The sequence below is a fragment of the Micrococcus sp. iso_26 genome, from assembly GCF_056172975.1.
Genome location: NZ_CM149652.1, coordinates 91,553 through 104,749, shown reverse-complemented (window position 1 = coordinate 104,749; position 13,197 = coordinate 91,553). Strand labels below are relative to the sequence as shown.

At 73.4% G+C, this 13,197-nt stretch carries 12 protein-coding genes; 2 read left to right on the top strand and 10 right to left on the bottom strand.

Going from position 1 to position 13,197, the window contains the following annotated elements:
* Together lysS and AC0VX0_RS00485 are read right to left on the bottom strand one after the other, a co-directional pair.
* Nucleotides 1-1,515: a lysine--tRNA ligase gene (gene lysS, locus AC0VX0_RS00490; protein ID WP_044658626.1), complete on the bottom strand. Its 1,515-nt coding sequence runs from the start codon at nucleotides 1,513-1,515 to the stop codon at nucleotides 1-3.
* Between the two features lie 32 nt (nucleotides 1,516-1,547).
* Entirely contained in the window at nucleotides 1,548-2,537 is a 990-nt protein-coding gene (locus AC0VX0_RS00485; RefSeq protein WP_135019548.1) for a 2-hydroxyacid dehydrogenase, read from the bottom strand.
* A gap of 168 nt (nucleotides 2,538-2,705) precedes the next feature.
* Here AC0VX0_RS00485 and AC0VX0_RS00480 point away from each other — a divergent pair, with 168 nt between their 5' ends.
* Nucleotides 2,706-4,580, top strand: coding sequence for an MDR family MFS transporter (locus AC0VX0_RS00480; protein ID WP_355504069.1), 1,875 nt, complete (start codon nucleotides 2,706-2,708; stop codon nucleotides 4,578-4,580).
* Nucleotides 4,573-5,082, top strand: a complete 510-nt coding sequence (locus AC0VX0_RS00475; protein ID WP_036314817.1) for a MarR family winged helix-turn-helix transcriptional regulator — start codon at nucleotides 4,573-4,575, stop codon at nucleotides 5,080-5,082. Before AC0VX0_RS00480 ends, AC0VX0_RS00475 begins: the two co-directional genes overlap by 8 nt.
* A 39-nt stretch (nucleotides 5,083-5,121) precedes the next feature.
* Here AC0VX0_RS00475 and AC0VX0_RS00470 read toward each other — a convergent pair whose 3' ends face one another.
* From AC0VX0_RS00470 to AC0VX0_RS00435, 8 genes are all read right to left on the bottom strand, one after another.
* Nucleotides 5,122-7,185: a M13 family metallopeptidase gene (locus AC0VX0_RS00470; RefSeq protein WP_144819850.1), complete on the bottom strand. Its 2,064-nt coding sequence runs from the start codon at nucleotides 7,183-7,185 to the stop codon at nucleotides 5,122-5,124.
* Between the two features lie 149 nt (nucleotides 7,186-7,334).
* Nucleotides 7,335-7,817 (bottom strand): SRPBCC family protein, encoded by a 483-nt coding sequence (locus AC0VX0_RS00465; protein ID WP_036380856.1) that lies wholly within the window; start codon nucleotides 7,815-7,817, stop codon nucleotides 7,335-7,337.
* 47 nt (nucleotides 7,818-7,864) lie between these two features.
* Nucleotides 7,865-8,563, bottom strand: a complete 699-nt coding sequence (locus tag AC0VX0_RS00460; protein WP_036314811.1) for a DNA-3-methyladenine glycosylase — start codon at nucleotides 8,561-8,563, stop codon at nucleotides 7,865-7,867.
* Nucleotides 8,560-9,591: a pantoate--beta-alanine ligase gene (gene panC, locus AC0VX0_RS00455; RefSeq protein ID WP_135019701.1), complete on the bottom strand. Its 1,032-nt coding sequence runs from the start codon at nucleotides 9,589-9,591 to the stop codon at nucleotides 8,560-8,562. The genes AC0VX0_RS00460 and panC overlap by 4 nt, the downstream gene beginning before the upstream one ends.
* A gap of 154 nt (nucleotides 9,592-9,745) precedes the next feature.
* Nucleotides 9,746-10,444, bottom strand: coding sequence for a DUF3618 domain-containing protein (locus AC0VX0_RS00450; protein ID WP_036380847.1), 699 nt, complete (start codon nucleotides 10,442-10,444; stop codon nucleotides 9,746-9,748).
* Nucleotides 10,441-10,908 carry a phage holin family protein gene (locus AC0VX0_RS00445; RefSeq protein WP_036314802.1) on the bottom strand — a complete coding sequence of 156 codons (468 nt, stop codon included), beginning with the start codon at nucleotides 10,906-10,908 and terminating at the stop codon, nucleotides 10,441-10,443. Before AC0VX0_RS00445 ends, AC0VX0_RS00450 begins: the two co-directional genes overlap by 4 nt.
* Complete coding sequence (locus AC0VX0_RS00440; protein WP_036380841.1) at nucleotides 10,905-11,720, bottom strand: hypothetical protein; 816 nt, start codon at nucleotides 11,718-11,720, stop codon at nucleotides 10,905-10,907. The genes AC0VX0_RS00445 and AC0VX0_RS00440 overlap by 4 nt, the downstream gene beginning before the upstream one ends.
* 158 nt (nucleotides 11,721-11,878) lie before the next feature.
* Entirely contained in the window at nucleotides 11,879-13,105 is a 1,227-nt protein-coding gene (locus AC0VX0_RS00435) for a glycerophosphodiester phosphodiesterase (RefSeq protein ID WP_144860635.1), read from the bottom strand.
* Nucleotides 13,106-13,197 lie beyond the last annotated feature (92 nt).

The following is a 13,197-nucleotide window of genomic DNA, read 5'->3' as shown; positions in this document are numbered from 1 at the left end:
TCAGGCCTCCGGCTTGAGCAGCGGGAAGAGGATGGTCTCGCGGATGCCGGCGTCCGTGAACAGCATCACCAGGCGGTCGATGCCCAGGCCGATGCCGCCCATGGGCGGGGCGCCGTACTCGAGGGCGCGCAGGAAGTCCTCGTCCAGCTGCATCGCCTCGTCGTCGCCGGCGGCCGCCATCGCCGACTGGGCGGTCAGGCGCTCGCGCTGGATGACGGGGTCGATCAGCTCGGAGAACGCGGTGCCGCGCTCCATGCCGCCGATGATCAGGTCCCAGGCCTCGATGACCCGGTCGTCCGAGCGGTGCGGGCGCGCGAGCGGCTGGGCGGCCGGCGGGTAGTCGTACACGAACGTGGGGTTCATCAGGGTGGGCTCCACGATCTCGCCGAACAGCTCGATCACGAGCTTCTCCGCGTCCCACGCGGGGTCCACCTTGACCTCGTGCTCCGCGGCGATCGCCCGCAGCGTCTCGGCGTCCGTCTCCGGGGTGATCTCGCGGCCCACGGCCTCGGACAGCCCCGGGTACACGGCGACCCAGGCCCACTCGCCGTCGAGGTCGATGACGCCCTTCGCGGTCTCGAGCCGACGCCCGGCGCCCACCGCGTCCGCGGCGTTGAGGATGATCTCCTGCATGCGCTCGGCCATGACGTGCATGTCCGCCCACGCCTCATAGGACTCGAGGGTGGTGAACTCGGGCGAGTGGGTCGAGTCCACGCCCTCGTTGCGGAACACGCGGCCGATCTCGAACACGCGGTCGATGCCGCCGACGACGGCGCGCTTGAGGTACAGCTCGGTGGCGATGCGCAGGGTCATCGGCTGGTCGAACGCGTTGAGGTGCGTCTCGAAGGGACGCGCGAGGGCGCCGCCGTGGACGAGCTGGAGCATCGGGGTCTCCACCTCCACGTAGCCGTGGCCCTCGAGGGTGCGCCGCACCGCCGAGGTGACCTTGGCGCGGGTGTAGACCATGCGGCGGGCCTCCTCGCGCACGATCAGGTCCGCGTAGCGCTGGCGGACGCGGGTCTCCTCGTTCAGGTCCGCGTGCAGCACGGGCAGGGGGCGCAGCGCCTTGGAGGCCATCTCCCATGCCGAGGCCATGATGGACAGCTCGCCGCGGCGCGAGACGATCACCTCGCCGGTGACGGAGAGGAAGTCGCCCAGGTCCACGACCTTCTTCCAGTCGGCCAGGGACTCCTCACCGACGGCGGCCAGGGACACCATGACCTGGAGGCGGACGGCCTCCCCGTCCGCGCCGGACTCCTGCAGGGTGGCGAAGCAGAGCTTGCCGGTGTTGCGGAGGAAGACGACGCGCCCGGTCACCGACACGGTCTCGCCCGAGGCCCAGTCAGGCTCGTGGCCGTCGAACCGCTCACGCACCTCGGCCAGCGCGTGGGTGCGCGGCACCTGCACGGGGTAGGCCTCGCGGCCCGAGGCGAGCAGCTGCTCACGCTTGGCGGCGCGGACGGCCTGCTGATCGTGGTGGTCGACGGCGGCGGAGGCGGAGTTCTGGGTGGTCACGGTCCCCGAGTCTACCGACGGCGCCCCGCCGGTCAGCCGCGCACCTCGGGGTTGACGAGGGCCGGGACCTCCGCGCCCGTGGCCATGGCGATCGCGTTGCGCGCGGCCAGCTCGGCCATCGCGGCGCGGGTGTCCCGGGTGGCGGAGCCCAGATGCGGCAGGAGCATCACGTTCTCCAGCTCGGCCAGGCCCGGGGCGAGGGCGGGCTCGTCCTCGTAGACGTCCAGACCGGCGCCGAAGAGCCGCCCCTCGCGCAGGGCGGTGACGAGGGCCGCCTCGTCCACCACGGGCCCCCGGGCCGTGTTGACGAGGACGGCGTCGTCCTTCATCTTCGCGATCACGTCCGCATCCACGAGGTGATGGGTGTCGTCCGTCAGGGGCACGTGGAGGGACAGGACGTCCGCGGCCTCGACGAGCTCCTCCCAGCGGACCTGACGGACGCGGCCGGCGAGGTCGCCGAGCTCCGCGGCCGCGACCTCCCGGTGCGCGGGCGGCCGCGGCGCGAACACGACGTCCATGCCGAAGGCGAGCGCACGCTCGGCCACCGCCTTGCCGATCCGCCCGAAACCGGCCAGGCCCAGGGTCGCGCCGCGCACGTCCCGGCCCACGAGCAGGTCCGGCGCCCAGCCGTGGAACCGCCCCTCGCGCACCATCCGCTCACCCTCGGGGGCGCGGCGGGTCACACCGAGGATCAGGAGCATCGCGATGTCCGCGGTGGCGTCCGTGAGCACGTCCGGGGTGTTGCCGACGGCGATCCCCCGCCGCGTCGCGGCGGCCACGTCCACGTTGTTGTAGCCGACCGCGTAGTTGGCGATGCCCCTGATCCGCGCGTCGGCGAGCACGTCGGCGGTGAACTTCTGGTCCAGGGCCGCGACGACGACGTCGTAGTCCCCCGAGGCCACCAGCCGCGCGAGCGCGGCGTCCCCTCCGACGTCGGCGCCGTCCACCACCTCTCCGGCCGCGCGCAGCATCCCGAGCCCGGGCTCGGGGAGGCGGGTCATGAGCAGGAAACGGGGGGTCACGGCAGGGCCTCACTCTCGGATCGGGCCGGGGAGGACGGGGCGTCGTCCGGCGTGACCAGGCTAACCGCGGATGGCGGGTGCAGCCCGGGGCGACGCCCCTTATGATTGACTCTCGTCAATCATTGACTCATGTCAATCACCGCGCCGCCCCTCCCGCCGAAGGACCCCATGACCCCAACCTCCCCCGCCCCCGAGGCCGTCGCGCCGGCCGGCGCCCCCTCGCTCGGGCGCGCCGCCGCCGACGCCGCGCGCCACCGCTCCGTGCTCCAGGCCCTGACCGGCCTCCTGCTGGGCATGTTCGTCTCGATGATCGCCAACACGGTGGTCTCGACCTCGATGCCGGTGATCATCCACGACATCGGCGGCGACCAGACCGCCTACACCTGGGTCATCACCTCGGCCCTGCTCGCCACGGCCATCGCGACCCCGATCTGGGGCAAGCTGGCCGACCTCGTCAACCGCAAGGTCCTCTTCCAGGTCGCCCTGGCGATCTTCGTCGCCGCCTCCGCGGCGGCCGGGTTCACCCACGATCCGACCTTCCTGATCGTCTGCCGCACCGTGCAGGGCCTGGGCGGCGGCGGCCTCGTCGCGCTCAGCCAGGTGATCATGGCGGACATCATCAGCCCGCGTGAGCGCGGCCGCTACATGGGCCTGTTCGGCGCCGTGATGGCCGTGGCCACGGTGGGCGGCCCGCTCGCCGGCGGCGTGATCACCGACCTGTGGGGCTGGCGCTGGAACTTCTTCGTGGCGGTGCCCTTCGCCGTCGTCGCCCTGGTGATGGTGCAGCGCACCCTCCACCTCCCGCACCGCGAGCGCCAGAAGGTGTCCATCGACTACCTCGGCATCGTGTTCCTGACCGCGGCCACCGCGCTGCTGCTGATCTGGGTCACCAGCGCCGGTCGCGACTTCGACTGGGCCAGCACCACCACCGCGTGGATGCTCGGCGGCGCCGCCGTCGCCACCGTCCTGTTCGTCGTGACCGAGCTGCGCGTCGCCGAGCCGCTCATCCCGCTCACCCTCTTCCGCGACCGCACCTTCACCCTCGCGACGATCGCCTCGATCGCCACGGGCCTGGCCATGTTCGGCTCCTCCGTCTACCTGGCCCAGTACATGCAGCTGGCCCGCGGCGCGACGCCGACCCAGGCCGGCCTCATGACCATCCCGATGATCCTCGGCCTGCTCGTGTCCTCCACGGTGATCGGCGGCCTCATCACCCGCACCGGCGTGTGGAAGCGCTGGCTCGTGATCGGCGCCGTCCTGCTGATCGCCGGCACCGCCCTGCTCGGCACCCTGCACTACGACACCTCCTTCTGGCTGGTGTCCCTCTACATGTTCCTGCTCGGCGCCGGCGTCGGCATGACCATGCAGAACCTCGTGCTCGTGGTGCAGAACACCACCGACCCGCGGCAGATGGGCGTCGCCAGCTCCGGCGTCACCTTCTTCCGCACCCTGGGCGGCAGCATCGGTGTCGCCGTGATGGGCGCCGTGGTCTCCAACGTGGTCCCGGACCGCATCGAGGAGCGCCGCGCGGACCTCGCCGCGGCCCTGCGCAGCCTGGGCCCGGACGCCGCCGAGTGGTCCGAGAGCCTGCAGTCCAGCACCCTGCCACGCGTGGCAGAGATGCCCGACGGCCTGCGCTCGATCTTCGAGGACGTCTACGCCACCGGCATCTCCCACGCGTTCCTCGTGGGCGTGCCCCTCGCAATCGTCGCGCTGATCGCGATCCTGTTCCTGCCGAACATCCCGCTGGGTCGCATGACCACCTCCGAGCGCCTCCACGCCACCCGCGCCGACCTGGCCACCCACTCCACGGCCGAGGCCATGCAGACGCTGCCCGCGACCGGTCCGATCCCCGTGGTGACCGCGGCGCAGGGGCAGCATCCCGCCGAGGACCCGGAGGAGTCCCGGGCGGTGGCGGCCGAGCGCCCGGCGACGGCGTCGCCGGTGGCCGGCCGGCCCGTCGTCCCCGCGGCGCTGGCCGTGGCGGGGACGGCCCTGCTGGCGGCCGTCGTCACCGCGCTGGTCCGGGCCCGCCGTGGCTGACGGCGCCCCGGACCCGGGCAGAGGCGGCGACGACGCGGGCTTCGAGGCCGCCGTCCAGGGGCTCGAGCAGGCGTTCTCGCGTCTGGTCCTGCAGCACCGCCAGGTGATGGTCCGCTACGCGGCGGCCCTCAGCCCGGCCCTGTCCGTCGGGGCGATGAAGGCGTTCATGATGCTGGCCAACGAGGGGACCATGACGCCCTCGGCCGTGGCCGAGGGCCTGCTGGTGGACCGCGCCCAGGTCTCCCGCATGGTCCGCGACCTCGAGGCCGCCGGGCTGATCACCCGAGAGCCGGACCCGCGGGACCGCCGCTCCGCCCTCCTGAGCGCCAGCCCCGAGGGGCTCGCCCGCCTCGACGCGGTGCGCGGCGGCCCGGCGGGTCGCGGGCTGCGCGACGACCTGGCGCGCTGGGACCGCGAGGACATCCGGACGCTGACGCGCCTGCTGGACCGGCTGGCCGCCGAGCGTCAGACCCGGATGCAGGACCCCGCCGAGTCCGAGTGAGCCGCCGGCCGGACCCGCGGGCCCGGCCGGCGGGCGGGATCACCAGATGGTGACGCGCTCCTCCGGGGCCAGCCACATGGGATCCCCCTCGCGCGTGCCGAACGCCTCGTGGAAGGCGTCGATGTTCTTGACCACCTGGTTGCAGCGGAACTCGTTGGGCGAGTGCGGGTCCGAGGCGATGCGGGTGACCATGGCCTCCGGTCGCGTGAGCTGACGCCACACGGTGGCCCAGGCGGTGAAGAACTCGCGGTCCCCCGCCGCGGCGTCGAGGGAGGCGCCGTCGCCCTCGTCCCGCCAGATCTCCAAGGCGCGGTGGGCGATGCCCAGGCCGCCGAGGTCGCCGATGTTCTCCCCCAGGGTGAACTCGCCGTTGACGCGGTGGTCCGGGGCCTCGGCCGGGGAGAGCGCGTTGTACTGGGCCACCAGCCGGGAGGTGCGCTCGGCGAACGCCGCGCGGTCCTCCTCGGTCCACCAGTCCTCGAGCCGGCCGGCGCCGTCGTACCGCGAACCCTGGTCGTCGAAGCCGTGGCCGATCTCATGGCCGATCACGGCGCCGATCGCCCCCAGGTTCGCGGCCATCGAGGCCTCGGGGTCGAAGAACGGGGGCTGCAGGATGGCGGCCGGGAAGACGATGGCGTTCTCGAGCGGGGAGTAGTACGCGTTCACCGTCTGCGGCGTGATGTGCCACTCCTCCGGGTCCGGCCCGTCCGCGATCTTGCGCAGGTCCCGCTCCCACTCGAGCTCCGAGGAGGAGCGGGCGTTGCCCAGCAGGTCGCCGGCGTGGACCTCGAGGGCGGAGTAGTCCAGCCACTTCGAGGGGTAGCCCACCATGGGGCGGAACATCGCCAGCTTCTCGAGCGCCCGCTGACGGGTCTCCTCGCCCATCCACTCGAGCTCCTCGATGGACCGGCGATAGGCCTCCTGGAGCAGGCCCACGAGCTCGTCCATCGCGGCCACGTGGCCCTGCGGGAAATGGCGGGCCACGTAGAGCTGCGCCACGTCCTCGCCGGCCGCCCCGTTGACGAACGCGACCGCGCGCTTCCAGCGGGGGCGGACCTCCTCGGTGCCGGCCAGGCGGCGGCCGTAGAAGGAGAAGTTCTCCTGCACGAACGCGTCCGGCAGGAAGCCGGCGAAGGAGCGCAGCACCTGCAGGATCAGCCAGTGACGCCAGTCCTCGAGGTCGGCGGCCTCGGGTCCCTCGAGCAGCCCCTGCACACCGGAGAGGAAGTCCGGCTGCCACACCACGACCTCCGCGGCGCGCTCGCCGGCGGCGTCCACGCCCTCGAGCCAGGCGTCGGCCAGGGGGAAGAGCTCCGTCAGCCGGTCGTGGGTCATGGGGTTGTAGCGGGCCACGGCGTCCCGGGTGCGGACCACGTCCCAGTGCAGGGCGGCGATGCGCTTCTCCAGCTCCACCACCCGGGCGCCCAGCGCGGCGGCCTCGTCCCGGTCCGCGCCGATCCCGGCCAGCGCCAGCAGACGGCCGGTGTGCTCGGTGTACTGCTCGAGGATCTCGGCGTAGGCCTCGTCCCGGTAGTAGGACTCGTCCGGCAGGCCCAGGCCGCCCTGGAGCAGGTGCAGGAGCATGCGGTCCGGGTTCCCGGCGTCGTTGAGGGCGCCGGTGTTGATGAGGCCGGAGACGCCCTGGCGCTGCAGTCGCCCGGACAGGGCGAGCAGCTCCGCGGGGGTGGACACGGTGGCCACCGCCGCCAGGTCCGAGGCGATCGGCTCGAGGCCGCGGGCCTCCACGGTCTCGTCGTCCATGAACGAGGCGTACAGCGCGGCGATCCGGCGCTTGAGCTCCGGATGCTCCGTGCCCTCCGCGTCCTCCTCGTCCAGCGGGGCGAGCGGGACGTCCCGGTGCGCGCCGGCCGCGGCCGTGGCCTGCACGCGCGCCTGGGCGGGGTCGAAGCCCGTGCCGACCTCGCGCACGGCGTCCTCGCACAGGTGCCGGACGGCGAGCTCGGCCGCGTCCCGCAGCTCGAGGAACGCGCCGTAGGCGCCCTGGTCCGCGGGGATCTCGTGGGTGTCCAGCCACCCGGCGTTGACGTGGCGGTACAGGTCCTCGCGCGGCGACGGGACTTCGGGCTCGGCGGTGGCGGTCACGGCGGATCCTCCTGGACGTGGGGGTGGACGGTCTCGCACGGCACTCTAGCCGTGACACCGGACACGACGACGGGCACCGCACCCTGGCCGGGTGCGTGCCCGTCGTCGAGGGGACGGCCAGCCCGGAGGCCGCCGTCGGGAGGCGGGGGTCAGCCGACCTCGGCGGCCAGCTTCGCGAGCGACTCCTCCATCTGCTCCTCGGACACCATCGGGAAGAGGTTCTTCGCCAGCAGCTCCGGGTCGGTCACGGCGGTCCAGTCGTAGGTGAGGGACACGACCGTGCTGCCGGAGCCGTTGTCCTCGAGCCGGTAGACCCACTGCCAGCCCTTGGGCTCGGTGCCGGCGGGGGCGGTCTTCCAGCCGACCAGCTTGTTCGGGTCGTAGGCGACCACGTGGTTGTCCGTCTGGTAGTCGCCACCCATGTGCTCCGCGTGCATGTTCATGGTGAACACGTCGCCGACCTTCTGGATGCGCTGGGTCTTGTCGTCCGACTGCACCATGCCCGAGCCGTCGAACTTCGCGTGGTTCGCGGGCAGGGTCAGGAAGTCGAACACGTCCTTGGCGGACGCGTCGATGGTCCGGGTGACGGTCTGCTGGGTCTCGCCGTGGGCGGTCTTGTTCATCTCGGTCATGGGATCAACCTAGGCACGGGGCCGGGGCGGCCGACAAGGTCTGGGGCTCAGTCCGGCACGTTGCGCCCACGCCGGAACGCGGACACGCTGCGGTGGCCGGCCACGCTGAACCGCCACGGGAAGCGCACGGAGCCGCCCTCCCCCGAGACGCCGACGCGCGGGCCCGTCACGACCTCGATCGGCGGCTCGGCCGGATCGCGGGGCGCGGGCGGGGCCAGGAGGAAGCGGGCGGGCGCGGCCGGCGCGGCGAGGCGGGCCGGGGTGCCGCCGTCGTCGGCCACCTCCGGCGGCGCGGCGACGATCTCCACGGGCGCGTGGCCCATCTCCAGGGTGATGCCGAGGCCCTGGCCGAGGTTCCCCGGGCCGGAGAGCAGCTTGAGGCCGGTGTCCCGGCCACGGCGGGCCACCGCGAGGTCCCCTCCCGCGAGCACCTCGGCCGCACGCAGCAGCACACCGCCGGCCTCCCCCTCGGGGTGGCCCACCAGGTTCAGGCAGCGGTGGATGCCATAGTTCAGGTACACATACGTGCGCCGCGGCGGCCCGAACAGCGCGGCATTGCGCTCGGTGCGACCGCGGAACGAGTGGGCGCCGGGGTCCGCGCCCGCGTTCCCGTACGCCTCGGTCTCGGTCAGCCGCACGGTGACGGCGCCGTCCGGGGCGACGACGGTCAGCCGGCACCCCAGCAGCGTCGCGGCGAGCGCGGGCGAGGGGCCGTCGAAGGCGGCGGCGAGACGCTCCGGGGTCACGGCAGCGGCCCCGCGGCGGGCAGCACCATGTTGTCGATCAACCGGACGGGCGGCACGTGCGCGGCCACGAGGGCGAGGGCCTCGCGGCGCAGCGGCTGGCACAGCAGCTCCGGACCGAGCTCGGCGAAGGTGTCCCGGTCCACCACCACGAGGTGGTCCAGCTCGACGCCCGGCTCGTCCTCGACCATCCGGCGAGCGGCCTGGACGTCGACGGGCTCACCGGCCGCCGCGGCGTCGGCCAGGGAGCGCAGGGCGCGGCTGAGGACGAGCGCGTGTTCCAGGCCCGCGGCGTCCAGGCGGGTGTTGCGGCTGGAGAGCGCGAGGCCCTCGGGCGAGCGGACGATGGGCACGGCGCGGACGTCGACGTCGATGTCCAGGTCCGTGGCCAGGCGGCGCAGGACGGTGAGCTGCTGCGCGTCCTTCTGGCCGAAGTAGCTGCGCAGGACCGGCACCGCCGGGCGCACGATGTTCCACAGCTTCGCCACGACGGTGGCCACGCCGTCGAAGTGGCCCGGGCGGGAGGCGCCCTCGAGGACCTCCCCCATGCGGCCGGCGGAGACGGTGACGATCGGCGCGTCCGGGTAGCCCGGGTACATCTCCTGCACGTCCGGGGCGAACACCACGTCGGCGCCCGCCGCCGCCAGCAGGTCCAGGTCCGCGTCCAGGGTGCGCGGGTAGTGCTCCAGGTCGGCCGGATCGCCGAACTGGAGCGGGTTCACGAAGATGCTGACCGCGACGACGTCGTTCTCGGCGCGGGCCCGCCGCACCAGGGCCGCGTGGCCGCCGTGGAGGGCGCCCATCGTGGGGACCAGGCCGACGGTGACGGGCTCGGCGTCGCCGTCGTCCGTGGCGTGGGCGACGAGCTCACGGAGAGCGGAGCGCATCTCGGCGACGGTCCGGGCCAGACGCGGGCGCGCGGAGACGCCGTCAGCCTCGGGCGTCACGGGAGCGGGGAGGGCGTCCTCGAGGGTCAGGCCGGTGCCGGCGGGGACGGGGCGCTGGTCGGGGACGCGGTCGAGAGGGGTCACCCTCCGAGTCTAGGCACGGGGCCTCGGGGAGGACTTCCGCCTCACCACGCGCATCTGGTCCAAGGCCTGAGCCGCGGGCCGGATTCGGCCCCGCCACGCGCGACGCCGGCCGGTCCCGTCAACGGGACCGGCCGGCGTCGTGCTCGAGTCGGGCTCAGGCGTCCTTCGCGGTGTCCTTCACCTGGCGGGCGGCGTCCTGGGACTCCGCCTTGAGGCCCTGCGCCGTGTCCGTGCCCTGCTCCTTGAGGTGGGAAGCGGCCTCGGCGGCCGACTCCTTCACGCTCCCGGCGGCCTCGCGGGCGGCGGGCTCGAGGTCCTCGCGCAGCTGCTGGGCGGCCTGCTTGGCCTCGTCCACCAGCGGGGCGGCCTGGTCCTTGAGGCCCTCCGCGGCGCGCTGCTCCGCGCGTGAGGCGGGGATCAGCGAGCTGAGCAGCAGGCCGGCACCGAAGGCGATCAGCCCGGCGGCCAACGGGTTGCCCGCGGTGCGGCCGCGCAGCTGAGCCGGGGCCTGGTGCAGGGCGTGCTGGGCGTCGTCGGCCCACTCGGACACCCGGTCGCCGGCGTCGCCCAGGCGGTCCTGGGCCTGGCCGGCCGCGTCATACGCGGAGGCCCGGGCGTCGTCGACCACCGCGTGGGCGCGATCGCCCAGCGAGGGCTCGTGGCGGTGCTGCTCCGGGGAGCCCATGATGTTCTCCTTCGCGTGGATGAAGCCGTCCTTGATGCGGTTGGTCTGCCGGGACACGGCCTTCGTGGGGCTCACCTTCTCGGCGAGGGCGTCCACGTCCTGGCCGAGCTCGCGGCGCGTGCGCTCGATGTCGGCGCGGATCTCGTCGGGGTTGTTGCTCGTGGTCATCGCGTCTCCTTCGCGGGGTTCAGGGTCTCGGGGATCTCCTGAAGCGTCTCCTGGGTCTGCGGCAGACCCTTGATCTTCTCGATGTCCTTCTTGCCCTGTACGGCCAGCACGGCCGCGACGACGCCCCACAGCACGGCCACGATCAACGCGGCCCAGCCGATCGGCAGGAATACGTCGAGCAGGTGCATCAGGGCCAGGGACAGGAACATCAGCAGGAAGAAGCCGCCGACGGCGGCGCCGGCCAGCAGGCCTGCCCCCTTGCCGGCCTTCTTCGCGGACTCGGTGGCCTCGGCCTTGGCCAGGGCGATCTCCTGGCTGACCAGCGTCGACAGCTTGGCCGACAGGCTCTGGAACATCTCGCCGAGGCTCTCGTGCTCGGCACGGAACTCCGCCTGCGTGGGCGGCGGGGTGTGCGCGCCGGAGTGCGGCGTCGCGTCGCGGAACGGTTCGTGGGCGGTGCTCATGCGTCACCCCCGGGCCGGGTCTGGTCGAACGGCCGCTCGGCGGTCAGGCCCTGCTGGACCGGCGCCTGCGTGCCATACGGGGTGTCCCCGACGCCGGCCGCGCGGCGGGGCCCGGCGCCGTCCGCGACGCGGCCGTCGGCCTGGGAGAGCGAATCGCTCGAGTAGGCCGGGGCCTGCGAGTCCAGGTGGTGCGGGGTCACGTCCGCGTGCACCGCGTCCGGACGGGTCGTGTGACGGCGCGGCGAGGTGGAGGCGGCGGAGTCGGGCTGGGCGGCGTCGCGGATGCCGCGCGTCAGTCGACCGGCCACCAGCCCGGCGCCCAGGGCGAGGGCCAGGAACGTGCCCGGACGGCGAGCGGCGAAGCCGCGCACGTCCTGCAGCAGGTCCTGCGGGGAAGCGGTCTCCAGGCGCTGCGTCAGGGCCTCGGCACGGTCCGCCACCGAGGCGACGCCCTGGCGCACCAGGTCGGTCTGCGGCTGCTCACCGGAGACCACGCGGTGCAGGTCGTCGGTGTAGCTGCGCACCTGGCCCGCGAACCGCTCCTGCTGGGTCTGCACCTGCGCGCCGACCTGCTCCTGGGCGGAGCCGACCAGCGACTGCACCTGGTCAGCGGCCTCGTCCTTCACCTGGCCGGCCTCGTGCTTGGCGGTGGCCGCGAGGTCCTGGGCCTTGTCCTTGGCGTCCTGGGCCACGGCCTTCGCCTGGCCCTGGGCCTCGCCCGCGGCCTGCTGGGCCTTGTCCTTCGCCTGGTCCTTGGCGTCACGGCCCTCGGCTGAGGAGCCGTGGGCGTTCTTCGGCGTGTTCGTCGTCATGCTGTGCCTTCCTTCGTCCGGGTCGGCGGCCCCTCATGGCCAGCCCTTCTGGCCGTCCACGTCACCGGGTCCACCGGTCCTGAGGGCCAAGGTAAGCACCGCGACGGACGTGCCGGAAGACCTCGGGTCCGCCGGGATCGTCTCCGGTCGGGACGGGGTCAGCGCACCTTCAGGCCCCGCTGGGCGGTCTTGCCGACGCCCCGGCCCGGGTGCTCCTTCTTGTCCTGCATCCAGGTGTCCACGGCCTGCACGCCGAGGTCGGGGTGGTCGGTGAAGAAGCCGTCGATGCCGGCGTCGAGGAACGGCTGGATCATGCCGACCATGTCGCCCTGCGCGTTCCGGTCCGCGGAGGAGCGGAACTCCGTGTAGAGGAACTGGTTCTCGGCGCGGAAGGTGTACGGCACCACCTCGAGGCCCGCGCGGTGGGCGAGGGAGACGAACGCGGTCTCCTCGCCCATCGAGCCGTCCTTCTCCTTGGTGATGATCTGCGCGAAGGCCGGGCCGAGCGTGTCGACGCCGGCCGCGCGGACCTCGCGCATGCCCGCGGCGGTCCCGTAGAAGTCGTAGTCGCGGAGCCCGTCGCCGGCGGCCACGGAGTCATAGGGCGCGCCGGTGACGCTGGAGAGGAACACCGTCTCGGCCTTGAGGCCGAGGTTCTCGTTGAGATCGCGCAGGTTGGCGAGCTCGAAGGACTGCACTGTGGCGGGGGCGTTGCGCTTGTTCAGGCCGTGCTCGTCGAGCAGCTCGACGACGCGCTCCTCCATGGACAGGCCGATGGAGTCGAAGTAGGTGGGGTGCTTGATCTCGGGGATGACGCCGATCTCGCGGCCGTACCGGGCAGAGAGGCGCTCCCGCAGCTCGAGCACCTCCTCGAAGGTGGGCACCTGGTACCGGCCGTCGTAGGACGCGGACTCGGGGCGGGCCTGCGGCAGGCGCTCCTTGGCGCGCAGGGTCTTGAGCTCGGCGAGGGTGAAGTCCTCGGTGAACCAGCCGGTGAGGGCCACGCCGTCGACGACCTTGGTGGTCTTGCGGTCCGCGAACTCGGGTCGCTGGGCGACGTCCGTGGTGCCGTCGATCAGGTTCTCGTGGCGGACCACGAGCACGCCGTCCTTCGTGGAGACCAGGTCCGGCTCGATCACGTCCGCGCCCTGGGCGGCGGCCAGCTCGTAGGCGGCCAGGGTGTGCTCGGGGCGGTAGCCGGAGGCGCCACGGTGACCCACGACGTCGGGGCGCACCACGGGCTTGCCCGTGACGGACTGCGCGGCGGCCGGGGTCGTCGGTGCGGCGGGGGCGGCGACGGCCGGGGCGGCCAGCGGAGCGCTGACGGCGACGGCGGCGGCGAGGGCCACGAGGCCGCGGGTGGCGTGACGACGGACGGAGGTCATGGAACGGTCCTTTCCGGGAGGGGGATGACCGCTCCAGTGGGCCAGATCCGCGTGTCGGCCGGGTGGCCCCCCTCCGGCCACAGACGGCCCGT